This is a genomic window from Methylobacterium sp. WSM2598 (assembly GCF_000379105.1).
GTDB lineage: Bacteria > Pseudomonadota > Alphaproteobacteria > Rhizobiales > Beijerinckiaceae > Methylobacterium.
Genome location: NZ_KB900609.1, coordinates 3,699,635 through 3,723,691, shown reverse-complemented (window position 1 = coordinate 3,723,691; position 24,057 = coordinate 3,699,635). Strand labels below are relative to the sequence as shown.

Genomic DNA, 24,057 nt, shown 5'->3' with positions numbered 1-24,057 from the left:
ATGTCGTATGACCCTCCGGGAGACGACCATGCCCCACTACGCGATCCACGCCCTCGACCACGCGGGCGCCCTGGAGCGGCGCCTCGCCCATTACGAGGCCCACAAGACCTATCTCGGCGGGACGCTGCCGGTGCGCATCGTGGTGTCCGGACCCCTCCTGGCGGAGGACGGCGAGACGATGATCGGCAGCCTGTTCGTGGTCGAGGCGCCCGACCGCGCCGCCGTGGAGGCCTTCCACGCCGCCGACCCGTTCAGGGAGGCGGGGATCTGGGAGCGGGTGACGATCACGGGCTTCCGCCTGCGCCAGGCGGCCCTGCCGGCCTGACGCCGGCGGGACTCGGGTCCCGACCAGGCCGCGGAGCAGGACCATCGGCTCGCTCTGCCGCGACGTGCCGGCCTTCGCCGGGATGTGCGTCGGGTGCGCCCTTGCCGTCGCGATGCCGCTTCGACGCCGACGCGCGCGCCCCGTCTCCGCGGGCGGCGCGACCCCCGAGGCCGTCCGGTCGACCCGCGCCTCCGGGGAGCGCGGGCCGCGGCGCGGCCCGCGGCGCTTGCAACGCGGGACGCCGATCCCGCACAGAGGCAACGACACGAGCGAGGAGAGCGCCGATGAGCTTCCATTCCGCTGAGGATCCGGTCCCGGGCGACCGCTTCTCCTGCGACGCGATCGAGACCCTGATCGTGCCGCGCGCCCGCGACATCGGCTCCTTCGAGGTGCGCCGGGCGCTGCCCTCGGCCCGGCGCCAGATGGTCGGCCCCTTCATCTTCTTCGACCAGATGGGCCCGGCCGAGTTCCTGCTCGGCGCCGGCATGGACGTGCGGCCCCACCCGCATATCGGCCTGTCCACCGTCACCTACCTGTTCGACGGCGAGATCATGCACCGCGACTCCCTCGGCACCGCCCTGCCGATCCGGCCGGGCGAGCTCAACTGGATGACGGCGGGGCGCGGCATCACCCACTCGGAGCGCACGGCGCCGGACCTGCGCGCCGCCGGCTCGCGGCTCTTCGGCATCCAGAGCTGGGTGGCGCTCTCCGCCCGGGACGAGGAGGCGGCCCCCGCCTTCGAGCATTACGACGCGGCCGACCTGCCGGTGCTCACCGGCGAGGGCAAGACCGTGCGGGTGATCGCCGGCGAGGCGCTCGGCGCCCGCTCGCCCGTGCGCACGTCGAGTCCCCTCGTCTACGCGGACGTGCAGCTGGAGCCGGGCGCGAGCCTGCCCCTCGACCCGACCTTCGAGGAGCGGGCGATCTACACGGTGTCCGGGTCGATCGCGGTCGCGGGCGACGGGTTCGGGCCGGGCCAGCTCCTGGTCTTCCGGCCGGGGGACCGCATCACCGTGCGGGCGAGCACCGCCGCGCGCCTCATGCTGCTCGGCGGCGAGCCGATGGACGGCCCGCGCCACATCTGGTGGAACTTCGTCTCCTCGCGGCCCGAGCGGATCGAGCAGGCCAAGGCCGATTGGCGCGCCGCCCGCTTCGACAGCGTGCCGGGCGAGACCGAGTTCATCCCCCTGCCCGAGGCGCCCCGCGCGCCCTGAAGGCGCGCCCCGGCGCCCTGGAGGCGCGCCTCCAGGGCCGTCACGGCACCGGCTCGGTCCGCCCGAGCAGGCAGCCCACCGCCTTGCGCCAGCCGGCGAGCTTGCGCGCGCGCACGGGCGCGTCCATGGCCGGCGCGAAGCGGCGCTCCAGGCGCCAATGGTCGGCGAAATGCTCCGGGTCCGGGTAGAGCCCGCAGGCGAGGCCGGCGAGGTAGGCGGCGCCGAGCGCCGTCGTCTCCTTCACCTCCGGCCGGTCGACCGGGGCGGCGAGGAGGTCGGCGAGGCGCTGCATGGTCCAGTCCGAGGCGACCATGCCGCCGTCGACCCGCAGCACGGTGGCGCGCCCGTCCCCGTCCGGCCAGTCCGCCCGCATCGCCGCGAGCAGGTCCGCGGTCTGGTAGCAGACGCTCTCCAGGGCGGCGCGGGCGAGTTCCGCCGGGCCGGTGTTGCGGGTGAGGCCGTAGAGGGCGCCGCGCACGTCCGGCTCCCAGTAGGGCGCGCCGAGTCCCACGAAGGCCGGCACGAGGTACACGTCCTGGGCCGGATCGGCCCGCTCGGCGAGGTCCCCGGTCTCGGCCGCCGAGCCCACGACCTTGAGCCCGTCGCGCAGCCACTGCACCGCCGCCCCGGCCACGAAGATCGAGCCTTCGAGGGCGTAGGTGCGCCGGCCGTCGAGCTGGTAGGCGATGGTGGTGAGGAGCTTGTTGCCCGACGCGACCGGCTGCGCGCCGGTGTTGAGGAGCGCGAAGCAGCCGGTGCCGTAGGTCGACTTCACCATGCCGGGCCGGAAGCAGGCCTGGCCCACGGTCGCGGCCTGCTGGTCGCCGGCGACGCCGCGGATCGGGATCGCGGCGCCGAACAGGTCCGGGTCCGTGGCGCCGAAATCGCCCGAGGAATCGCGCACCTCCGGCAGCATGGCGCGGGGGATGCCGAGGAGGCCGAGGAGGTCGTCGTCCCAGGTGCCGCGGTGGATGTCGAAGAGGAGCGTGCGCGCCGCGTTGGTGGCGTCCGTGACGTGGAGCCGCCCGCCGGTGAGCCGCCACAGCAGGTAGCTGTCGACCGTGCCGAAGGCGAGGTCGCCCGCTTCCGCGCGGGCCCGCGCGCCCGGCACGTTGTCGAGGATCCAGGCGATCTTGGTGCCCGAGAAGTAGGGATCGAGGATGAGGCCGGTCCGCGCGGCGACCAGGGGCTCGTGGCCCTGCGCCCTGAGGCGGGCGCAGAGCCCGGCGGTGCGCCGGTCCTGCCAGACGATCGCCCGGTGCACCGCCTCGCCGGTGCGGCGGTCCCAGACCAGGGTCGTCTCGCGCTGGTTGGTGATGCCGATCGCCGCGACGTCGCCCGCCCGCGCCCCCGCCCGCTCCAGGGCGGCCCGGCAGGTGGCGAGGGTGGTGCGCCAGAGGTCGTCCGGCTCGTGCTCGACCCAGCCCGAGGCCGGGAAGTGCTGCGGGAACTCGGCCTGGGCGAGGGCCGCCACCGACGTGTCGGCGCGGAAGAGCAGGGCCCGCGTCGAGGTGGTGCCCTGGTCGATGGCCAGGATGAGGGGAGAGTGCGGGGGCGACGCCATGGCTCGGGGCTCAGAGGGGAGGGGGCTCGGTCACCGCGAGGCCGAGGGCGAGGGCGGCCGCGCGCATCCGGACGTCGAAGGTGGCGAGGGGCAGGCCGGTCGCCTCGACGAGGGCGAGGTGGAGCGCGTCGGGCCCGCGCAGGCCGAGGGAGGCCTGCTCGACGAAGCCGCGGGCGACCGCGAAGGCTCGGCGCGTGACGACGAGGGGGCGGCCCCGGGCCTTGCGCCAGCGACCGAACAGCTCCACGACCGTCCGTGCCTCGTCCGCCGACGCACGCCTCTCCCGAACAAGCCTGGACATCGTCGCCGAGAATTCGAGGACGACGAGGTCCGAGATGACCGGCGTGATCGCGGGGCCACGGAGCCACGCTTCAATGCGCAGACTCTCCGCCTCCGCCACGAATAGGGGAAGGAGGAGGTTGGGTCCAGGTAGACGCGGCTCAAGGGTCTTCGTCCCGCATTTCGCGGACGCGGGCGGTGAAGCCGACCTGCTCCGCGAGCGTCACCCTGTTCGCGCGCAACCACGCGATCTCGGCTTCGGTGACCGGTCCCGGCGCGACCAACTCCTGATCCTCGGCCACGAGGCGGACGGGCTCGCCGTCCGGCCGCGTGATCACCACCTCCTCGCCCTCCGCCGCCCGGTCCAGGAGTTCGGGCAGGCGCGCGGCGGCTTCCTTGGCCGTGTAGGTTGCCATGGGGGTCTCCCTGGTTCCGCCCGATCCTACCGGGGCGGTCGGTGCCGGGGAAGCGAGGGGCCGGGCGCGCCCGGCCCCGCCCGGTCAGCTGCGGCGCGGCGGCGAGGCCGGCCAGCTCTTGATCAGCGTGTCGTAATCCACCGTCTCGCCCTTCGGCTTCTCGGTGGAGAGCTTGCGCTGGGGCGCGATGGTGCCGCTCGTCTCGGCCCTCTTGTACCATTCCTCGGCCGAGGATTTGGGGTTGAGCTTCGGCCCGCACTCGCCCTGGACCTTGGAGCGTTCGAGCCGGGCCATCACGTCGTCCTGGGCGGCCGCGAGCGCGTCCATGGCCGCCTGCGGGGTCTTGGCGCCCGAGGAGGCGTCGCCGATGTTCTGCCACCAGAGCTGCGCCAGCTTCGGGTAGTCCGGCACGTTGACGCCGGTCGGCGTCCACTGCACCCGGGCCGGCGAGCGGTAGAACTCGATCAGCCCGCCGAGCCTCGGCGCCCGCTCGGTGAAGGACTTGTCCCAGATGTCGCTCTCGCGCGTGAAGGTGAGGCCGACGTGGCTCTTCTTCAGGCTCACCGATTTCGAGTTGATGAACTGGAGGTACAGCCAGGCGGCCTTGCGGCGCTCGACCGGGGTGGAGTTGAGCAGCGTGACCGAGCCGGCATCCTGGTAACCGAGCTTCATGCCCTCCTTCCAGTAGGCGCCGTGCGGCGAGGGCGCGACGCGCCATTTCGGCGAGCCGTCCGGGTTCACCACCGGCAGGCCGGGCTTGACCATGTCGGCCGTGAAGGCGGTGTACCAGAAGATCTGCTGGGCGACGTTGCCCTGCGCCGGCACCGGCCCGGATTCCGAGAAGGTCATGCCGGCGGCCTGCGGCGGCGCGTACTTCTTCAGCCACTCGACGTACTTGGTCACGGCGTAGACGGAGGCCGGGGCGTTGGTGTCCCCGCCGCGCTCGACCGAGGAGCCGACCGGCCGGCAGCCGTCGAGGCGGATGCCCCACTCGTCCACCGGCTTGCCGTTCGGGATGCCCTTGTCGCCGTTGCCGGCCATCGAGAGCCACGCGTCGGTGAACCGCCAGCCCAGCGACGGGTCCTTCTTGCCGTAATCCATATGGCCGTAGACCCGCTGGCCATCGATCTCCTTCACGTCGTTGGTGAAGAATTCCGCGATGTCCTCGTAGGCCGACCAGTTCACCGGCACGCCGAGTTCGTAGCCGTACTTGGCCTTGAACTTCTCCTTGAGGTCGGGGCGCTGGAACCAGTCGTAACGGAACCAGTACAGGTTGGCGAATTGCTGGTCGGGCAGCTGGAACAGCTTGCCATCGGTCCAGGTGCCGAACGACTTGCCGATGAAATCCTCGACGTCGAGGCTCGGCAGGGTGACGTCCCGGCCCGCGCCGGCCATCCAGTCGGTCAGGTTGACGGTCTGGTTGTAGCGGGCATGGGTGCCGATGAAGTCGGAATCGTTGATCCAGCCGTCGTAGATGTTCTTGCCCGACTGCATCTGCGTCTGGATCTTCTCGACGACGTCGCCCTCCTGGATGACGTCGTGGCGGATCCTGATCCCGGTGATCTCCGTGAAGGCCTTGGCCAGGGTCTTGGCCTCGTACTCGTGCGTGGTGAGGGTCTCGGAGACGACGTTGATCTCCTGGCCGACGAAGGGCTTCGCCGCGTCGACGAACCACTGCATCTCCTTGAGCTGCTCGTCCTTGGACAGGGTCGAGGGCTGGAACTCGGTCTCGACCCAGCGCCTGGCCTCCTCCATGCCGGCCCGCGCGGGGGCGGCGGGGCCGAGCGCGAGGGCGGCGCCGAGCGCGAGCGCGCTCGCACCGTGGAGCAGGGCGCGGCTGTGGCGTGTCATGGCTTTCTTCTCCTCCCTTGAAGTCTCTGCCTTGAAGTCTCTGCCTTGAAGTCTCGGCCTCAAGGTTGTTGCCCCGGCGGTCTCGGGTCGTCGGTGGGGTGGGCGGCGCGCGGCCTCAGGCGAAGCGGAACAGCGCCGCGCCGTACAGGAGCGAGAGGCCGAGCGCCCATTCGAGGCTCGGACCGACGAGGCCGAGCCAGGCGAGGTGGATGAAGGCGGCGCCGAGGAGCGTCAGGAACAGCCGGTCGCCCCGGGTGGTCGGGATGCGCAGGATCCCGACCCGTGGCGTCTCGGGCCGCAGGATCGCCAGCACCGTCATGACCAGGAGCAGGGACAGGATCGCCGCGAAGAAGGCGGCGGTCTCCCAGGTCCAGGCCATCCAGGCGAGATCGGGCATCGCTGTCCCCCTCACACCCGCCCGAGGGCGAAGCCCTTGGCGATGTAGTTGCGCACGAACCAGATCACGAGCGCGCCCGGAACGATGGTGAGCACGCCCGCCGCCGCCAGCAGCCCCCAATCCATGCCCGCCGCCGAGACCGTGCGGGTCATGGTGGCGGCGATCGGCTTGGCGTCCACCGAGGTGAGCGTGCGCGCGAGCAGCAGCTCGACCCAGGAGAACATGAAGCAGAAGAACGCCGCCACCCCGATGCCCGAGGCGATCAGCGGCATGAAGATCCGCACGAAGAAGCGCGGGAAGGCGTAGCCGTCGATCGCCGCCGTCTCGTCGATCTCCCGCGGCACGCCGGACATGAAGCCTTCGAGGATCCAGACCGCGAGGGGGACATTGAACAGGCAATGGGCGAGCGCCACGGACCACGGCGTATCGAACAGGCCCACCGCCGAGTACAGGTTGAAGAACGGCAGCGCGAAGACCGCGGGCGGCGCCATCCGGTTCGAGAGCAGCCAGAAGAACAGGTGCTTGTCGCCGAGGAAGCTGTAGCGCGAGAAGGCGTAGGCCGCCGGCAGCGCCAGCCCGATCGACAGCACCGTGTTGATCGCCACGTAGGACAGCGAGTTGAGGTAGCCGCCGTACCAGCTCGGGTCGGTGAAGATCTTGCGGTAGTTGTCGAACGTGATCTCGCGCGGCCAGAGCGTCATGGCCCCGGTGATCTCGGTGTTGGCCTTCAGGCTCATGTTGACGAGCCAGTAGATCGGCAGCATCAGGAAGACGAGGTAGAGCGCCATGACGAGGGTGCGCGCGCGCATCAGGCCGCCCTCCGGTCGAGGTCGAGGCGGGCGGCGGGCGGGATCGTCGCGGCCGCCGGCTCGTCCTCCGCGCCCGCCCCGGCGCCGGTCCCGGCCTGGGTCATCACCGTGTAGAAGACCCAGCACACGCTGAGGATGATGAGGTTGTAGACGAGCGACATCGCGGCGGCGCGGCCGAGGTCGAACTGCCCGAGCGCCAGCTTCACGAGGTCGATCGACAGGAAGGTGGTGGCGTTGCCGGGGCCGCCGCCGGTGAGCACGAAGGGCTCGGTGTAGATCATGAAGGAATCCATGAAGCGCAGCAGCACGGCGATCAGCAGGACGCGGCGCATCTTGGGCAGCTGGATGGTGCGGAACACGGCGAGGCGCGAGGCCCCGTCGATGCGGGCGGCCTGGTAGTAGGCGTCCGGGATCGACTTCAGGCCGGCGTAGCAGAGGAGCGCCACCAGGCTCGTCCAGTGCCAGACATCCATGACCAGGATGGTGGCCCAGGCCGCCAGCGGGTCGCCGACGAAGTTGTAGTCGAGGCCGAGCCGGGTCAGGGCGGCGCCGAGGAGCCCGATATCGCCGCGCGCGAAGACCTGCCAGATGGTGCCGACCACGTTCCACGGGATCAGCAGCGGCAGCGCCATCACCACGAGGCAGAAGCCGACGGCGCGGCCCTCCCGCGGCATGGCCAGCGCCACCGCGATCCCGAGCGGCACCTCGGTCAGCAGCACCAGGGCGGAGAACAGCAGGTTGCGCCAGAGCGCGTCGAAGAAGCGCTCGCCGAACTGGGTCGAGGGGTCGAGCAGCTCCTGGAACCAGCCGAGCCCGTTCCAGAAGAACTGGTTGTTCCCGAACGTGTCCTGGACCGAGTAGTTCACCACGGTGATCAACGGCAGCACCGCCGAGAAGGCGACGACGAGGACGACCGGCAGGACGAGGAGCCAGGCCTTCTGGTTGACGGTCTTGGTCATGGGCGGGGCCCTCCCGGCCGTCCGACGCGCCGCGCCATCACGCCGCCTCCCCGGGCACCAGCGCCCCGTCCGCGTAGATGTGGATCCGGCGCGGATCGAGGCTGAGCGCGGCCTCGTCCCCGTCCAGGCTCTCGCCCTCGCGCAGGGTCGCCACCAGGGGCCTGCCGGCGAGTTCGACCCGGGCGAGCCGGAGGCGGCCGAGATCGTCGACGCGCCTCACCCGCACCGGCAGGCCGGGGCCGCGGGCCGTGAGCGCGGCGAATTCCGGCCGCACCCCGAGCTCGATCCGGCCCCCCGGCAGGGGCGGATAGGCGCGGGCGAGCGGGATCGCGTGGCCCTCGACCAGCGCCGTGCGGCCCTCGACCCGCGCGGGCAGCAGGTTCATGCCCGGCGAGCCGATGAAGTGGCCGACGAAGGTGTGGGCCGGGCGGTCGAACAGCTCCTCGGGCGTGCCGGTCTGGACCACGGCGCCGTCATGCATCACCACGACCGTGTCGGCGAAGGTCAGCGCCTCGGTCTGGTCGTGGGTGACGTAGATCATCGTCAGGTCGAGCTTGCGGTGCAGCTCCTTCAGCGTCGAGCGCAGGCGCCATTTCAGGTGCGGGTCGATGACGGTGAGCGGCTCGTCGAACAGGATCGCCGCCACGTCGGGCCGCACGAGGCCGCGCCCGAGGGAGATCTTCTGCTTGAGGTCCGGCGTCAGGTTCTGCGCCCGGCGGTCGAGGAGGCCGCCGAGGTCGAGGAGGCGCGCGATCTCCTCGACGCGGGCCCGGATCGTGGCCGCCGGCACCCGCCGGTTGCGCAGCGGGAAGGCGAGGTTCTCCCGCACCGTCATGGTGTCGTAGACGACCGGGAACTGGAAGACCTGGGCGATGTTGCGCGCCTCGGTCGGCAGGGCGGTCACGTCGCGGCCGTCGAACAGGATGCGCCCGCGCGTCGGCACCACCAGCCCCGAGATGATGTTGAGCAGGGTGGTCTTGCCGCAGCCGGAGGGGCCGAGCAGCGCGTAGGCCCCGCCCTGGCGCCAGACGTGGTCGATCTCCCGCAGGGCGTAATCCTGCGGCCCGGCCGGATGCGGCCGGTAGGAATGGGCGAGGTGGTCGAGGGTGATGCGGGCCATGGCCGCCCCGTCAGGCCGCCGCCTGGGCGGGCGTCGCCGCGGCCCGCCGCCCGGCCTCGTCGAACAGCAGCAGGTGGTGCGGGTCGAGGTGGACGCTCACCGCCGTGCCGGGCTCGAGCCGGCGCACGCCGGGCCGCTGCACGACGAAGCGGTGCTCCCCCGCCGCCACGTGGACGAAGCTCTCGGAGCCGGTGATCTCCGCCACCTCGACGCTGGCCGGGACCGTGATCGCCTCCGGCCCGAGTGGGTCGAGGGAGAGGTGATGGGCGCGGATGGCGAGCGTGTAGGGTCCGTCCGGCACCGCCGCGAGGGGGCCGGCGGCGCGGGCCTGCCCGCCCGTCGCGAGGGCGACGCGCCCGCCTGCCTTGGTCCCGGCGAGCGTGTTGAGGGGCGGGTCCGAGAAGACCTGCGCGGTGACGAGGTCGTCCGGCCGGCGATAGACCTCGGCCGTCGGGCCGAACTGCGTCACCCGGCCCTGGTGCAGCGTCGCGGTGTGGCCGCCGAGCAGCAGGGCCTCGGCCGGCTCGGTCGTCGCGTAGACGAAGATCGCCCCCGTCGCCGCGAAGATGCGCGGCAGCTCCTCCCGCAATTCCTCGCGCAGCTTGTAGTCGAGATTGGCCAGCGGCTCGTCCATCAGCACGAGGTCGGCCCGCTTGACCAGCGCCCGGGCGATGGCGGTGCGCTGCTGCTGGCCGCCCGACAGCTCCAGGGGCCGCCGCTGCAGGTAGGGGTCGAGCCGCAGCAGCCGCGCCGCCTCGCGCACCCGGGCCTCGATCTCCGCCCGCGGCAGCCGCGCCACCCGCAGCGGCGAGGCGATGTTCTCGAACACGGTCAGGGACGGGTAATTGATGAATTGCTGGTAGACCATCGCCACGTTGCGCCGCCGCACCGGCCAGCCGGTGACGTCCCGGCCCCCCGCGCGCACGCGGCCCTCGCTCGGGACGTCGAGCCCCGCCATCAGGCGCATCAGCGAGGTCTTGCCCGCCAGCGTCTGGCCGAGCAGCACGGTGAGCGAGCCCGCGGCGAGCGACAGGTCGACCGGGTGGAGGTGGGTCCGCGCCCCGACCCGCTTCGTCACGCCCTCCAGCACGAGGCCCATGGCGCCCTCCCTCAGGCCGCCGAGGACGCGGCCGCGTCCCCGCGCATGAACCCGTCGAGCGCCGCCGCCTCGGCCGGGCTGAGCCGCAGCCCGAGCTTCGAGCGCCGCCACAGCACGTCCTCGGCGCCGACCGCCCATTCCCGCCGCATCAGGTAGCGCACCTCGCGCTCGGTCAGGTCGGCCCCGAAGACCCGGCCGAGATCGGCCGGGCCGCGGGCGCCCTGCAGGATCTCGCGCGCCTCGGTGCCGTAGGCCCGCACCAGCCGGGCGGCGTGGGCCGGGTCCAGGAAGGGGTACTCGCGCCGGATCGCCGCCGCCAGGGCCGCGTAGCCGGTCGCCGGGAAGTCGCCCCCGGGCAGCCGCGCCCGCGCCGTCCAGGCGGGCGCGCGGGCGGCGCCGAGGTGGTCGCGCAGCTGCTCCAGGGCCGCCTCGGCGAGGCGCCGGTAGGTCGTGATCTTGCCGCCGAAGACCGAGAGCAGGGGCGCGCGGTCCCCGCCCGCGTCGAGGGTCAGCACGTAGTCCCGCGTCGCCTCCTGGGCCTTGCCGGCGCCGTCGTCGTAGAGCGGGCGCACGCCCGAATAGGTCCAGACCACGTCCTGCGGCCGGATCGCCTCGCGAAAGTACTCGCTCGCGGCGGCGCACAGGTAGGCGATCTCCTCCTCGCTCGCCGCGACCGCGGCGGGGTCGCCCCGGTAGTCGCGGTCGGTGGTGCCGATCAGGGTGAAGTCGCGCTCGTAGGGGATCGCGAAGACGATGCGCCCGTCCGGGTTCTGGAAGATGTAGGCGCGGTCGTGCCGGAAGAGCCGGCGCACCACGATGTGGCTGCCCTGGACGAGGCGCACCCCCGCCGCCGCATTCGCCCGCACCACGCCGGTGAGCACCTCGGACACCCAGGGCCCGGCGGCGTTGACGAGGATGCGGGCCCGCACGGTCTCGCGCCGTCCCCCGGCCTCGACGGTCAGCTCCCAGTGCGCGGGCCCGCGCGCGGCCGCCACGACCCGGGTGCGGGTGCGGATCTCGGCCCCGCGGGCGGCCGCGTCGCGGGCGTTGAGCACGACGAGGCGCGCATCCTCGACCCAGCAATCCGAGTACTCGAAGGCCCGCCGGAACCCCGCCTTGAGGGGCGCGCCGGCCTCGTCGCGGGCGAGGTCGAGGCTGCGCGTGCCCGGCAGCAGCCTGCGGCCGCCGAGATGGTCGTAGAGGAACAGGCCGAGGCGCAAGAGCCAGGCCGGCCGCAGGCCGGGCAGGTGGGGCAGGACGAAGCGCAGCGGCCAGACGATGTGGGGGGCGCTGGCCCACAGCACCTCGCGCTCCATCAGCGCCTCGCGCACGAGGCGGAACTCGCAATGCTCCAGGTAGCGCAGGCCGCCGTGGATCAGCTTGGTGGAGGCCGAGGAGGTGCCGCCGGCGAGGTCGCCCTGCTCGAACAGCACGACCGACGCGCCCCGTCCGGCCGCGTCGCGGGCGATGCCGGTGCCGTTGATGCCGCCGCCGATCACGGCGAGGTCGTAGAGGCCGGGCTGCTCGGGCCGCAGGCTCAAGGACGCCTCCCAGATTCAGGCCCGCCAGATTCGGGCTCGCGGGCCCTTTCGCTTCTCGCGCGAAACGAACCTAGGTGAGCCCGAAAGCGAAGACAAGCGGCGGGATGCGAAAGGCGATTGGTTTCGGATGGGCGGGCCGGCCGGGGCCCGGAGGCGCGGCGTCCCGCCCTGCCCATTCCCGCATCACGGCCCGCCCGACATTTCCGCAGCCCCACCTCTTGCGCTCGCCCCGGAGCATCGTATCGTTCGTACACGAACGACTTGCAGACATTCGGCGACGCGCCCGATAGTCGTGTCGACACCCGTCGATGCCGGAGATTCGTGTCATGAGCCTGCCCCCGCTCTCTCGCCGCGCCGTGGTCGGCGGGCTCGCCGCGGCCCCGTTCGGGCTGCGGGCCGCGCGGGCCGCCGAGGGCCCGATCCGCATCGGCGAGCTCAATTCCTACGGGCGCATGGCGGCCTTCGCGGGTCCCTACCGGAACGCGATGCTGCTCGCGCAGGACGCGATCAACCAGGCCGGCGGCATCAAGGCCCTCGGCGGACGCCCGATCGAGATGGTCTTCCGGGACGACGGCTCCACGCCGGGCGACGCCGTGCGGGTGGCCGAGGAGCTCCTCACCCGCGAGAACGTCGCCTTCCTGTGCGGCACCTTCCTGTCGAACGTGGGCCTCGCGGTGGCGGATTTCGCCAACCAGCGCAAGGTGATGTTCCTGGCCACCGAGCCCCTCACCGACGCGCTGACGATGGGCGGGGGCAACCGCTACACCTTCCGGGTCCGGCCCAGCACCTACATGCAGACGAAGATGCTCGTCGAGGCCGTGAAGGGGCGGGGCGTCAAGCGCTGGGCGATCGTCGCCCCGAACTACGAGTACGGCCAATCGGCCGCGGCGAATTTCAAGCGGCTGATGGGCGCGGCGGTGCCGGGCTTCGAGGTCGTGGGCGAGCAATATCCGGCCCTGGGCAAGATCGACGCCGGCGCGACGGTCGGGGCCCTGGCGCAGACGAGGGCGGACGGGCTGTTCAACGTGCTGTTCGCGGCCGACCTCACGGCCTTCGTGCGCGAGGGCAACACCCGCGGCCTGTTCGAGAAGCGGACCGTGGCGAGCCTGCTCACCGGCGAGCCCGAATACATGATCCCGCTCGGCGACGAGACGCCGGAGGGCTGGATCACCACGGGCTATCCGTGGGAGACCATCGCCACCCCCGGCCACCGGGAATTCGTGGCCGCCTACCGGGCCCGGTTCTCCGACACGCCGCGGCTCGGCTCGCTCCTCGGCTACGTCGTGGTCCACATGATCCGCGACCTCCTGGAGACGGCGAAGTCCACCGACACGGAGGCGCTGATCGCCGCCCTCGAGGGGCTGACCTCCGAGACCATCGCCGGGAAGGTCACGATGCGCGCCCTCGACCACCAATCGACGCTCGGCGCCTGGATCGGCGAGACGGCCCTCGACGGGCGCAAGGGCACGATGCGCAATGTCCGCTACGCGGACGGGGCGGATTACCTGTTTCCCGAGGCGGAGGTGAGGGCGGCCCGCAAGGCCTGACCCGGGATGCCGGACCCCTCTCCCGGCCGGGAGGAGGGGACACGATGAGCGACGCGAGCGCATGGACCCTTCCTTCCTCGTCCTGCAAGCCCTGTCCGGCCTCGCCAGCGCCGCGTCGCTGTTCGTGATCGCCTCGGGCCTGACCCTGGTCTTCGGCGTCACCCGCATCGTGAACTTCGCGCACGGCTCCTTCACGATGCTCGGGGCCTACCTGGCGGTCTCGCTCGTCCCGCGCCTCCTCGACCTGAGCTACACGCCCGCCTCCTTCTTCCTCGGCGTGCTGCTCGCGGCCCTCCTCGTCGGGCTGATCGGCGTCGCGGTGGAGATGCTGCTGCTGCGCCGCCTCTACCGGGTGCCCGAACTGTTCCAGCTCCTCGCCACCTTCGGCGTGGTGCTGATCGTCGAGGATCTGGTGCTGGCGATCTGGGGGCCGGTCGACCTCGCCGGGCCGCGGGCGCCCTCCCTGCGCCACGGCGTCGAGATCCTGGGCCAGCGCTTCCCGGCCTACGACCTCGTGCTGATCGGGATCGGGCCGGCCCTGCTCGGGCTGCTCTGGCTCCTGATGCACCGCACCCGCTTCGGCATCCTGATCCGCGCCGCCACCCAGGACCGCGACATGGTCGGGGCGCTCGGCGTCAACCAGGCGCGGCTCTTCACCCTCACGCTGTTCCTCGGCGCGGCTCTGGCCGGGCTCGGCGGCGCGCTGCAGATCCCCCGCGTGCCGGCCAACGGCCACATGGACCTCGCGGTGATCACCGACGCCTTCGTGGTCACGGTGATCGGCGGCATGGGCTCGGTGCCGGGCGCCTTCCTCGCCGCCCTGCTGATCGGCGAATTGCAGGCCTTCGGCATCCTGCTCCTGCCCAAGGCCACCCTGGTCCTCGTCTTCGCCCTGATGGCGGTGGTGCTGGTGGTCAAGCCCTGGGGCCTGCTCGGCCGGCCCGAGATCGCCGCGTCGGGCCGCTTGCCCGAGGGCATCCTGCACCTGCGGCCCTTCCGCCCCGCCGAGGCGGCGCTGACCGGGCTCGCGGTTGCGGCCCTGCTGGCGGTCCCGCTCGTCGGCGACGCCTACCTCGTCAAGGTCGCGACCGAGATCCTGGTCTTCGCGCTCGCCGCCTTCTCGCTGCAATTCCTGGTCGGCGTCGGCGGCCTCGTCTCCTTCGGCCACGCCGCCTATTTCGGCCTCGGCGCCTACGCGGCCGGGCTCCTCGTCACCGGGCCGCTGCGGGCGCCGATGGAGCTCGCGCTCCTCGCCGCGCCGCTCGCGGGCGCGCTCGGGGCCGCCCTGTTCGGCTTCTTCATCGTCCGGCTGTCGGGGATCTACCTCGCCATGCTGACCCTGGCCTTCGCGCAGATCGTCTACGCGATCGGCTTCCAGTGGGTGGAGGTGACGGGGGGCGACAACGGCCTCGTCGGCGTCTGGCCCTCCGCCTGGGCCGCCGGCCGCACCACCTACTTCTACCTCGTGGCGGCCGCGACCCTCGCGTGCATCGCGGCGCTGCGCCGGATCGTCTTCGCGCCCTTCGGCTACGGCCTGCGGGCCGCCCGCGATTCCGCCACCCGCGCCGAGGCGATCGGGCTCGACACCCGCACGCATCGCTGGCTCGCCTTCACCCTGGCGGGCGGCGCGGCCGGCCTCGCCGGGGGGCTCTACGCCTTCCAGAAGGGCTCGATCGACCCGACCCTCGCGGCGATCCCGACCTCGATCGACTTCCTGGTCATGGTGTTGGTCGGCGGCATCCGCACCCTGATGGGTCCCCTGGTCGGGGCGGGCTTCTTCCACGCGCTCAAGGACGCGGTGATGCCGCTCGCGGCCTATTGGCGCCTGCTGCTCGGCCTCGCCATCATCGCCACCGTGCTGGCCCTGCCGCACGGCCTCGCCGGGGCGGCCGACCTCCTGCGCCGGCGCCGCCGGCCCGTCCCCGCGGAGGCGCGCGCGTGACCCTGCTCGCCGTCGACCGCCTGACCAAGTCCTTCGGCGGGGTCGCCGCCGCCCGGGACGTGTCCTTCACGCTGGCGGCGGGCGAGATGCTGGCGATCATCGGCCCGAACGGGGCGGGCAAATCCACCACCTTCAACATGGTGGGCGGGCAGCTGAGGCCCGATTCCGGCCGCGTGACCCTGGCGGGGCGGGACGTCACCGGCCTGCCGGCCCGGGCGATCGGGCGGGCCGGGGTCGGGCGCACCTTCCAGGTCGCCCAGACCTTCGTGTCGATGAGCGTCGCCGAGAACGTCCAGATGGCGCTCGTCGCGCATCGCGGCCGCAGCCGGGCGCTCTTCGCCGACGCGCGCCGCCTGTACCGGGACGACGCGCTCGCCCTCCTCGGCGAGGTCGGGCTCGGGGCGGAGGCCGACCGGCCGGTGGCCGAACTCGCCTACGGCGACGTGAAGCGGGTGGAGCTCGCGGTGGCGCTGGCCGCGCGGCCGAAGCTCCTGCTGATGGACGAGCCCACCGCCGGCATGGCGCCGCGCGAGCGCGGCGGCCTGATGGCCCTCACCGCCCGCCTCGCCCGCGGCCAGGGCATCGGGGTGCTCTACACCGAGCACGACATGGAGGCGGTGTTCGGCCATGCCGATCGGGTGCTGGTCCTGGTGCGCGGCGAGATCATCGCCGCCGGGCCGCCCGAGGCGGTGCGGGCCGACGCCCGGGTGCGCCAGGTCTATCTCGGCGAGGCGGGGAGTGCCGCGGCCCTGCGCGCCCGCCGGGAGGTGGCCTGATGGAGGCGCTCCTCGACGTGACCGGGCTTCGCGCCGCCTACGGGCAGGCAGAGGTGCTGTTCGGCGTGACGCTCAGCCTGCGCCGCGGCGAGGTGGCGGCGCTGATGGGGCGCAACGGGGCCGGGAAATCCACGACCCTCAAGGCGATCATGGGGCTCCTGGTGCCGACGGCAGGCCGCGTCGCCTTCGAGGGCCGCGCCGTGACCGGCTGGGAGCCCTTCCGCATCGCCCGCCTCGGCCTCGGCTACGTGCCGGAGGAGCGGCGCATCTTCACGGATCTCTCGGTCGAGGAGAACCTGGAGGTCGGCCGCAAGGGCCCGACCGACGGGCGGGCGCCCTGGACCCTGGAGCGCCTGTTCGCGATCTTCCCCAACCTCGCCGAGATGCGCCGCCGCCGGGCCTCGGCCATGTCGGGGGGCGAGCAGCAGATGCTCACCATCGCCCGCACCCTGATGGGCAACCCGCACGCGGTCCTCCTCGACGAGCCCTCCGAGGGGCTGGCGCCGGTCATCGTCGAGCAGATGGCCGAGGCGGTGCTGCGCATGAAGCGGGAGGGGCTGGCGGTGCTGCTCTCCGAGCAGAACCTGACCTTCGCGGCGGCGGTCTGCGACCGGGCCTTCGTGATCGAGAAGGGCGCGGTCCGCTTCGAGGGCGCGATGGCCGAGCTGGAGGCGAACGAGGCGGTGCGGGACGCGTACCTGACGGTGTGAGGCGGGGAAGGCGGGGCGGGACCGCGCGGCGGGACCGTTCGTAGACGAACGATCGGGGTTGCGGGATGGCCGGTCACGGAACGGGAACGGGATGCGCGACGGGCCGACGGGGCCGCGCGGGCGGAGCCGCCCGATGAGGCGCGTCGCCGGCATCGACGTCGGGGGCACCTTCACGGACCTCCTCCTCACCGAGACCGGGCCGGACGGGACCCTGCGGGTGCGGCTCGCCAAGGTGCCGACCACGGCGCGCAACCAGGCCGAGGGCGTGCTCGCCGCGATCGCGGCGGCCGGGACCGCGCCCGCCGCCCTCGACCTCGTCATCCACGGCACCACCGCCACCACCAACGCGGTGCTGGAGCGCAAGACCGCCCGGGTCGGGCTCGTCACCACGGCGGGGTTCCGGGACGTGCTCGAACTCGGCCGCCGCACCCGGCCGAAGCCCTACGGTCTGTTCGGCACCTTCGAGCCGCTGATCCCCCGCGAGCTGCGCCGCGAGGTGCCCGAGCGCATGCGGGCGGACGGGCAGGTGCACATCCCCCTCGACGAGGCGGCCGTGGAGGCGGCCGTGCGGGCGCTCCTGGCCGAGGGCTGCGAGGCCCTCGTCATCCACTTCCTGCACGCCTACGCCAACCCGGCCCACGAGCGGCGGGCGGGCGAGATCGCCCGGGCGCTGTGGCCCAACCCCTACGTCACCCTCGGCCACGCGCTCCTGTCGGAGTTCCGCGAGTACGAGCGCGGCACCACCGCGGCGGTCAACGCCGCCGTGCAGCCGATCCTCGACCGCTACCTGCGCCGCCTGCAGGACGAGCTCGGGGCGGGGGGTTTCGCCCGCGACCTCCTCGTGATGAACGGCAACGGCGGCACGGTGCCGGCCGCCCGGGTGGTCGAGGCGGCCGCCAAGACCGTGATGTCGGGCCCGGCCTCCGGCGTGATGGCCGCCGCCGCGACGCTCGCGCAGGCGGGCCTGTCGAACGCCGTCACCTACGACATGGGCGGCACCTCGACCGACGTCGCCCTGATCGCCGGCGGCGTGCCGGAAGTCTCGGCGGAACTGACCCTCGCCTACGGCCTGCCCATCCACCTGCCGATGGTGGACGTGCACACGGTCGGGGCCGGCGGCGGCTCGATCGCCGCGGTGAACCGGGCCGGGATGCTGCAGGTCGGCCCCGAGAGCGCCGGCTCCGAGCCCGGCCCGGTCGGCTACGGGCGCGGCGGCGCGCGGCCCACGGTGACGGACGCCAACCTCGTGCTCGGCCGCCTCGACCCCGAGGGGCTCACCGCCGTGCGGGAGCGCGTTCCCCTCGGGGCGATCCGCGGCGCCTTCGCGCGCGACCTCGCCCGCCCCCTCGGCCTCTCCGTCGAGGAGGCGGCCGCGGCGGTGATCCGGCTCGGCAACGTCCACATGGCGGGGGCGATCCGGATGGTCTCCCTCGCCCGCGGCTACGACCCGCGCGACTTCGTGCTCTTCGCCTTCGGGGGGGCCGGGCCGCTCCACGCGGTGGCGCTGGCGCGCGAACTCGGCATCCCGGAGGTGCTGGTGCCGGCCCGCCCCGGCCTCACCAACGCCCTCGGCTGCCTGGTGGCGGACCTGCGCCAGGACCGGGTCAACACCCTCAACCGCCCCCTCGACGGCCTCGCCATGGACGAGGTCCGCGCCGTGCTGGCCGCGCAGGAGGCGCAGGCGCGCGCGCTGATCGAGGCCGAGCGGGCCGAGATCGAGGCGGTCACGGTGACCTACGGCGCCGACATGCAGTTCCGCGGCCAGACCCACCTGATCCGGGTCGCGCTGCCGCGGCCCGACCTCGGCCGCGCGGCGCTGCAGGAGCTGTTCGAGGCCGCCTATTTCCGGCGCTTCCAGGTCCGGCTGCCGGAGATCCGCGCCGTCCTCGTCAACCTCGTCACCTCGGTGATCGGCCGCCGCCGCGCCTTCCCGCTCGGGAGCCTGCTCGATCCCGCCGCGCGCACCGACCTCGCGGGGGCCCGGCTCGGGACCCGGCCCCTCCACGCCGAGGGGCGCTGGCACGAGGCCGCCATCTACGCCCGCGAGCGCCTGCCCGAGGGCGCGCGCATCGCCGGTCCGGCCGTCATCCAGCAGGTCGACGCCACCACGGTGATCGAGCCCGGCGCGCACGCGACCGTCGACGCCATCGGCAACCTGAGGATCCGCGCATGAGCGCCCTCGACCCCCTCACCCTGGCGGTGATCCAGGCGGGATTGCAGCAGGTCTGCAACGAGATGGACATCGCCTTCTCGCGCTCGGCCTTCTCGCCGGTGATCGCGGAGGCCGACGACCGCTCGGACGGCATCTACGACCGCGACACCGGCGCGCTCATCGCCCAGGGCGAGTACGGGCTGCCGGTCTTCGTCGGCACGATGCAGCACTCGACCGGCGAGCTGATCCGGCTGATCCGCGAGGGCCGGGCCGGCGCCCCGGAGCCCGGCGACGTCTACATCGTCAACGACCCCTACCTGGGCGGCACGCACCTGATGGACGTGCGCTTCGTGCGCCCGGTCTTCGTCGAGGGCGAGCTGTTCTGCTGGCTCCAGAATACCGGCCACTGGCCGGATATCGGCGGCATGGTGCCGGGCGGCTTCTCGGCCCACGCCACCGAGGTCGAGCAGGAGGGGCTGCGCCTGCCCCCGGTCAAGCTGTTCAAGCGCGGCGCGATGGATCCGGAGATCTTCTCCATCATCACCTCGAACATCCGCGTCGCGGACCAGCGGATCGGCGATATCCGGGCCCAGGCCGCGTCCCTCGCGGTCGGCGAGGCCCGGCTGCGGGAGCTCCTGGAGAAGGTCGGCCGCGCCACCCTCGACGCGGCGATCCGCGAGATCCGCATCCGCTCGGCCGAGCGGATGCGGGCCGAGATCCGCCGCATCCCGGACGGCACCTACGCCAGCGAGGCCTTCGTCGATTCGGACGGGGTGGTGGACGCGCCTTTGCGCATCGCCCTCACGCTGACCAAGCGGGACGACACCCTGCACTTCAACTTCTCCGGCTCCTCGCCGCCGTGCCGGGGGCCGATGAACTCGGTCCTGGCGACCACCGTCTCGTCGGTCTACCTCGCGGTGAAGCACGTCTTCCCGGACGTGCCGATCAATGCCGGCACCTTCGAGCCCCTGGTGATCCGCCGGCCCGAGGGGACCTTCCTGGATGCCCGCTACCCGCGCCCGGTCTCGGGCTGCGCCGCGGAGGTGAGCCAGCGCATCGCGGAAGCCGTGTTCCTGGCCCTGGTCCAGGCGATCCCCGACCGGGTGACCGCGGCGCCGGCCGGCACCTCGGGCAATTTCGCCCTCGGCGGCTTCGACCCGCAGAAGCAATCCCCCTACGTCATGTACCAGATCACCGGCGGCGGCTACGGCGGCAATGCCGCGCATGACGGGCTGTCGAACGGCTGTTCGACCATCGGCATCTCGAAGACCGCGCCCGTCGAGGTGATGGAGCAGTATTACCCGGTGCTGTTCCGCCGCTTCGCGCTGCGGGAGGGCTCGGGCGGGGCCGGCGCGCACAGGGGCGGCTTCGGCGTGCATTACGAGGTCGAATTGCTGCGCGGGGAGGCGCGGGCCTCCTTCGTGATGGATCACGGCCGCTTCGGCCCGCCCGGGGTGCGCGGCGGCGGCGACGGGGCGCCGAACGTGGTGCGCATCCACCGCGACGGGGAGACCTTCACGCCGGCCCACCTGTCGAAGGACCAGAACATCGCCATCCGGGCCGGCGACCGGGTCGAGATCATGACCCCCGGGGGAGGGGGCTACGGCGATCCGCGGGAGCGCGATCCGGCCCTGATCGCGCGGGACGTGCGGCGCGGCTACTACACGGCCGAGGAGGCCGAGGCGCTGTGGGGGAGGCGGGAATGAGGGCGGGATCTCCGATGCGCGGCATTCCGGTCTCCCGCCCGCCGGCCGCGGAGGCCGCCTGATGCGCTACTTCCGCCCCACCACCCTCGCGGAGGCCCTGGCGATCCGCCGCGCGCAGGCCGTCACGGTTCTGGCCGGCGGCACCGACCTCTACCCGGCCGCCGCCTCCCGGCGGGCCTGGGGCGACCCCGCGCAGCCCGACATCCTCGACATCTCCGCCATCCCCGAACTGCGCGGCATCGCCGAGGAGGGCGGCCACTGGCGCATCGGGGCGCTCGCGACCTGGACCGACCTGATCCGCGCCGACCTGCCGCCCCTCCTCGACGGGCTCAAGCGGGCGGGCCGGGCGGTCGGAGGGGTGCAGATCCAGAACCGGGGCACCCTCGTCGGCAATGCCTGCACGGCCTCGCCGGCGGGGGACGGCATCCCGAACCTGCTCGCCCTCGACGCGGTCTTCGAGGTCTCCGGCCGGGACGTCCCGGCGCGGGATTTCTTCACCGGCTACCGGACCAATGCGGTCGGGCCGCAGGACCTCGTCACGGCGATCCGCATCCCGAAGCGCGCCGGGCGCGGCCATTTCGAGAAGCTCGGGGCGCGGCGCTACCTCGTGATCTCCATCGCCATGGCGGCCCTCGCGGTCGAGACCGGGCCGGACGGGCGCGTCCGGGAGGCCCGGATCGCGGTCGGCGCCTGCGGGCCGGTGGCGCGCCGCCTCACCGCCCTCGAGGCCGATCTGCGCGGGGTGCCCCTGGCGGCGGCGCCCGGCCTCGTCGCCGCCCATCACCTCGCGGATCTCGCGCCGATCGACGACGTGCGGGCGAGCGCCGCCTACCGGCGCGCCGCCGCCCGTGCCCTGGTGGCGGACGGCCTCTCCGCCCTGATCGAGACCGACCGGAGGGCTGCCTGATGCGCGTCACGCTCCTCGTCAACGGCGTCTCCCACGTCGTCGAGGCGCCGCCCCTGGCGACCCTCGCCGACACGCTGCGCGAGCGCCTGCACCTCACCGGCACCAAGATCGGCTGCGAGGCCGGCGATTGCGGCACCTGCACGGTGCTCCTCGACGGCGAGCAGGTCTGCGCCTGCCTGGTGCCGATCGCCCAGGCCGAGGGCCGCGCCGTGACCACCATCGAGGGCCGCGACCCCGAGGGCTGGATCGACCGGCTGCGCGAGGCCTTCCTGGCCCGCGGGGCGGCGCAATGCGGGATCTGCACCCCGGCCATGATCCTCGCGGCCGCGGACGGCCTGCGGCGCCAGCCGCGGCCGGACCGGCGCGCGATCGAGGACGCGATCGGCGGCGTGCTCTGCCGCTGCACCGGCTACGCGGCGATCGTCGAGGCGATCATGGACGTGGCCCGCGGCGGCGGCGCCGCCGCGCCCGCGCCGGAACCCGGCGCCGCGGTCGGAACCCGGATGGCGCGCGTCGACGGCCGGCCGAAGGTCGAGGGCACCGACCTGTTCGGCGCCGACCACCAGCCCGAGGGCGCGCTCTGGCTGCGCCTCGTGCGCGCGCCGCACGCCGCCGCCCGCTTCACCCTCGGGGAGCTCGCCCCCGTCCTCGCCCGGCATCCGGGCCTCGCCCGCATCCTCACCGCCCGCGACATCCCGGGCGAGAATTCCTTCGGGGTCTTCCCCCACATCAAGGACCAGCCGGTCCTGGCGGACGGCCTCGTGCGGATGCGCGGCGATCCGGTCGCGGCGCTGGTCGGCAGCCGCGAGGCCGTCGAGGGCTTCCCCGATTCCGACCTTCCGATCGCCTACGCGCTGCTCCCGGCCCTCTCCGGCACCGCGGCGGCGCTCGCCCCCGGCGCCCCGTCCCTGCACGCTTGCGTCCCCGACAACGTGCTCACCCACGGCAGGCTGACCCGCGGCGACGTCGAGGCCGGCCACGCCGAGGCCGCCGCCACCGCCTCGGGCAGCTTCGAGACCGCCTTCGTCGAGCACGCCTACCTGGAGCCCGAGGCCGGCTTCGCGCGCCGGGTCGGCGAGCGCATCGAGGTGACCGCCTGCACCCAGGCCCCGGTGATGGACCAGGAGGACGTCGCCCGCGTCCTCGGCCTGCCCGCGGCCGCGGTGCGGATCGTGCCCACCGCCTGCGGCGGCGGCTTCGGCGGCAAGCTCGACGTCTCGCTGCAGCCGATCCTGGCGGTCGCGGCCTGGCTGACCGGGCGCCCGGTGCGGATGGTCTTCACGCGCACCGAGAGCATGGCCGCGACCACCAAGCGCCATCCGGCGACGATCCGCGCCCGGCTCTCGGCGGATGCGCGGGGGCGCTTCACCGCCTTCGAGCTCGACGCCGATTTCAACACCGGCGCCTACGCCTCCTGGGGGCCGACGGTCGCCAACCGGGTGCCGGTCCACGCGCCCGGCCCCTACCGGGTGGCGCATGTCCGCAACCGCACCCGGGCCGTCTACACCAACGACACCCCGGCCGGCGCCTTCCGGGGCTTCGGCGTGCCCCAGGCCACGATCGCGGCCGAGACGCTGATCGACGACCTCGCCCGGGATCTCGGGATCGACCGCTGGACCATCCGGCGCCGCAACGCCCTCGACCACGGCGACGCGACGGCGTCCGGGCAGGTGCTGCACGCCTCGGCCGGCCTGCCGCAATGCCTCGATGCCCTGCGCGACGATTTCTTCCGGCTCGTCGCCGAGGCCGAGGCCGCCAATGCCGGGGGCGGCCGGATCCGGCGCGGGGTCGGGCTCGCCTGCATGTGGTACGGCTGCGGCAACACCTCGATGTCGAATCCGTCGCGGATGCGCATCGCGCTCGGGCCGGACGGCGCGCTCACCCTCCTCAACGGCGCCGTCGATATCGGGCAGGGCTCCTCCACGGTGCTGCTCCAGATCGCCGCCGACGCGCTCGGGCTGCCGCCGGACCGCTTCCGCCAAGTGGTCGGCGACACGGACCTGACCTACGACGCGGGGAAGACCTCGGCCTCCCGCCAGACCTTCGTGTCGGGCAACGCGGCGCGGCGCGCCGGGGAGGATCTGCGGCGGCGCATCCTGGCGCTCGCCAATGCGGGGCCGGCGGCGCGGCTCTCCCTCGACGGGGCCTGGCTCACCATCGCGGACGGGCCGGCGAGCCGCCGCATCGACCTCGCGCGCCTGACCCCCGACGCCACCGGCGCGGTGCTGGCCGGCGAGGGCTGGTACGACCCGCCGACCACGGCGCTCGACGCCGAGGGCCAGGGCATCCCCTACGCCACCTACGGCTTCGCCGCGCAGCTCGCGGAGGTCGCGGTCGACACGGTGCTGGCCACCGTGCGGGTGAGCCGGATCATCGCCGCGCACGATGTCGGGCGGGCGATCAACCCGACCCTGGTCGAGGGCCAGATCCACGGCGGCATCGCGCAGGGCCTCGGCCTCGCCCTGATGGAGGAGTTCATCCCCGGCCGCACCGAGAACCTGCACGACTACCTGATCCCGACCGTCGGCGACGTGCCGGAGATCGCGGTGCGGATCATCGAGGATCCCGACCCGGAAGGCCCCTACGGCGCCAAGGGCGTCGGCGAGCCGGCCCTGGTGGCGACCGCGCCCGCGATCCTGTCGGCCATCCGCCACGCCACCGGGGCGCGGCTCACCCGGGTGCCGGTGCTGCCGCACCGGCTGCACGCGGCGCTCAACCGGAGGGAGGCGGCGGAATGAGACTC

General features: G+C 73.4%; 20 protein-coding genes. 10 read left to right on the top strand and 10 right to left on the bottom strand.

Annotated features, from left to right (window positions below; all coding sequences use genetic code 11):
- The first annotated feature begins 28 nt into the window (after positions 1-28).
- The gene (locus MET2598_RS0117755; protein WP_012331838.1) at positions 29-325 is read left to right on the top strand and encodes a YciI family protein; all 297 of its coding nucleotides are present in this window, start codon (positions 29-31) and stop codon (positions 323-325) included.
- A gap of 284 nt (positions 326-609) precedes the next feature.
- Entirely contained in the window at positions 610-1,539 is a 930-nt protein-coding gene (locus MET2598_RS0117750; RefSeq protein ID WP_018261772.1) for a pirin family protein, read from the top strand.
- A 40-nt stretch (positions 1,540-1,579) separates the two neighbouring features.
- On the opposite strand, the gene glpK is transcribed toward MET2598_RS0117750, so the two are convergent.
- From glpK to glpD, 10 genes are all read right to left on the bottom strand, one after another.
- Positions 1,580-3,103 (bottom strand): glycerol kinase GlpK, encoded by a 1,524-nt coding sequence (glpK, locus tag MET2598_RS0117745; RefSeq protein ID WP_012331840.1) that lies wholly within the window; start codon positions 3,101-3,103, stop codon positions 1,580-1,582.
- A 10-nt stretch (positions 3,104-3,113) separates the two neighbouring features.
- Positions 3,114-3,503 carry a type II toxin-antitoxin system VapC family toxin gene (locus MET2598_RS39355; RefSeq protein WP_084673864.1) on the bottom strand — a complete coding sequence of 130 codons (390 nt, stop codon included), beginning with the start codon at positions 3,501-3,503 and terminating at the stop codon, positions 3,114-3,116.
- A 40-nt stretch (positions 3,504-3,543) separates the two neighbouring features.
- Positions 3,544-3,798, bottom strand: a complete 255-nt coding sequence (locus MET2598_RS0117735) for a type II toxin-antitoxin system Phd/YefM family antitoxin (protein WP_018261770.1) — start codon at positions 3,796-3,798, stop codon at positions 3,544-3,546.
- An 84-nt stretch (positions 3,799-3,882) separates the two neighbouring features.
- Positions 3,883-5,649, bottom strand: a complete 1,767-nt coding sequence (locus MET2598_RS0117730; RefSeq protein ID WP_012331843.1) for an ABC transporter substrate-binding protein — start codon at positions 5,647-5,649, stop codon at positions 3,883-3,885.
- A 115-nt stretch (positions 5,650-5,764) separates the two neighbouring features.
- Positions 5,765-6,046, bottom strand: coding sequence for a DUF2160 domain-containing protein (locus MET2598_RS0117725; protein WP_012331844.1), 282 nt, complete (start codon positions 6,044-6,046; stop codon positions 5,765-5,767).
- 11 nt (positions 6,047-6,057) lie between these two features.
- On the bottom strand, positions 6,058-6,855 hold the full coding sequence (locus MET2598_RS0117720) for a carbohydrate ABC transporter permease (protein WP_018261769.1): 798 nt from the start codon (positions 6,853-6,855) through the stop codon (positions 6,058-6,060).
- Complete coding sequence (locus tag MET2598_RS0117715) at positions 6,855-7,814, bottom strand: carbohydrate ABC transporter permease (protein WP_012331846.1); 960 nt, start codon at positions 7,812-7,814, stop codon at positions 6,855-6,857. Before MET2598_RS0117715 ends, MET2598_RS0117720 begins: the two co-directional genes overlap by 1 nt.
- A gap of 37 nt (positions 7,815-7,851) precedes the next feature.
- Positions 7,852-8,934, bottom strand: a complete 1,083-nt coding sequence (locus MET2598_RS0117710) for an ABC transporter ATP-binding protein (RefSeq protein ID WP_018261768.1) — start codon at positions 8,932-8,934, stop codon at positions 7,852-7,854.
- Positions 8,935-8,944: 10 nt separating this feature from the next.
- Positions 8,945-10,033 carry an ABC transporter ATP-binding protein gene (locus MET2598_RS0117705; protein WP_018261767.1) on the bottom strand — a complete coding sequence of 363 codons (1,089 nt, stop codon included), beginning with the start codon at positions 10,031-10,033 and terminating at the stop codon, positions 8,945-8,947.
- A gap of 11 nt (positions 10,034-10,044) precedes the next feature.
- Entirely contained in the window at positions 10,045-11,574 is a 1,530-nt protein-coding gene (gene glpD / locus MET2598_RS0117700) for a glycerol-3-phosphate dehydrogenase (RefSeq protein ID WP_018261766.1), read from the bottom strand.
- A gap of 326 nt (positions 11,575-11,900) precedes the next feature.
- Between glpD and MET2598_RS0117695 the strand changes: the two genes are divergently transcribed.
- The 8 genes from MET2598_RS0117695 to MET2598_RS0117660 all read left to right on the top strand — a co-directional run bounded on the left by MET2598_RS0117695 (position 11,901) and on the right by MET2598_RS0117660 (position 24,052).
- The gene (locus MET2598_RS0117695) at positions 11,901-13,121 is read left to right on the top strand and encodes an ABC transporter substrate-binding protein (protein WP_018261765.1); all 1,221 of its coding nucleotides are present in this window, start codon (positions 11,901-11,903) and stop codon (positions 13,119-13,121) included.
- A gap of 61 nt (positions 13,122-13,182) precedes the next feature.
- The gene (locus MET2598_RS0117690; RefSeq protein WP_018261764.1) at positions 13,183-15,063 is read left to right on the top strand and encodes an ABC transporter permease; all 1,881 of its coding nucleotides are present in this window, start codon (positions 13,183-13,185) and stop codon (positions 15,061-15,063) included.
- Positions 15,060-15,839: an ABC transporter ATP-binding protein gene (locus MET2598_RS0117685; protein WP_018261763.1), complete on the top strand. Its 780-nt coding sequence runs from the start codon at positions 15,060-15,062 to the stop codon at positions 15,837-15,839. Before MET2598_RS0117690 ends, MET2598_RS0117685 begins: the two co-directional genes overlap by 4 nt.
- Positions 15,839-16,549: an ABC transporter ATP-binding protein gene (locus MET2598_RS0117680; RefSeq protein WP_012331853.1), complete on the top strand. Its 711-nt coding sequence runs from the start codon at positions 15,839-15,841 to the stop codon at positions 16,547-16,549. Before MET2598_RS0117685 ends, MET2598_RS0117680 begins: the two co-directional genes overlap by 1 nt.
- A 91-nt stretch (positions 16,550-16,640) precedes the next feature.
- Positions 16,641-18,722 (top strand): hydantoinase/oxoprolinase family protein, encoded by a 2,082-nt coding sequence (locus tag MET2598_RS0117675; protein WP_018261762.1) that lies wholly within the window; start codon positions 16,641-16,643, stop codon positions 18,720-18,722.
- Complete coding sequence (locus MET2598_RS0117670) at positions 18,719-20,407, top strand: hydantoinase B/oxoprolinase family protein (protein ID WP_018261761.1); 1,689 nt, start codon at positions 18,719-18,721, stop codon at positions 20,405-20,407. The genes MET2598_RS0117675 and MET2598_RS0117670 overlap by 4 nt, the downstream gene beginning before the upstream one ends.
- Before the next feature lie 61 nt (positions 20,408-20,468).
- Positions 20,469-21,314, top strand: coding sequence for an FAD binding domain-containing protein (locus MET2598_RS0117665; protein WP_012331856.1), 846 nt, complete (start codon positions 20,469-20,471; stop codon positions 21,312-21,314).
- Positions 21,314-24,052, top strand: a complete 2,739-nt coding sequence (locus tag MET2598_RS0117660; protein WP_012331857.1) for a molybdopterin-dependent oxidoreductase — start codon at positions 21,314-21,316, stop codon at positions 24,050-24,052. The genes MET2598_RS0117665 and MET2598_RS0117660 overlap by 1 nt, the downstream gene beginning before the upstream one ends.
- Positions 24,053-24,057 lie beyond the last annotated feature (5 nt).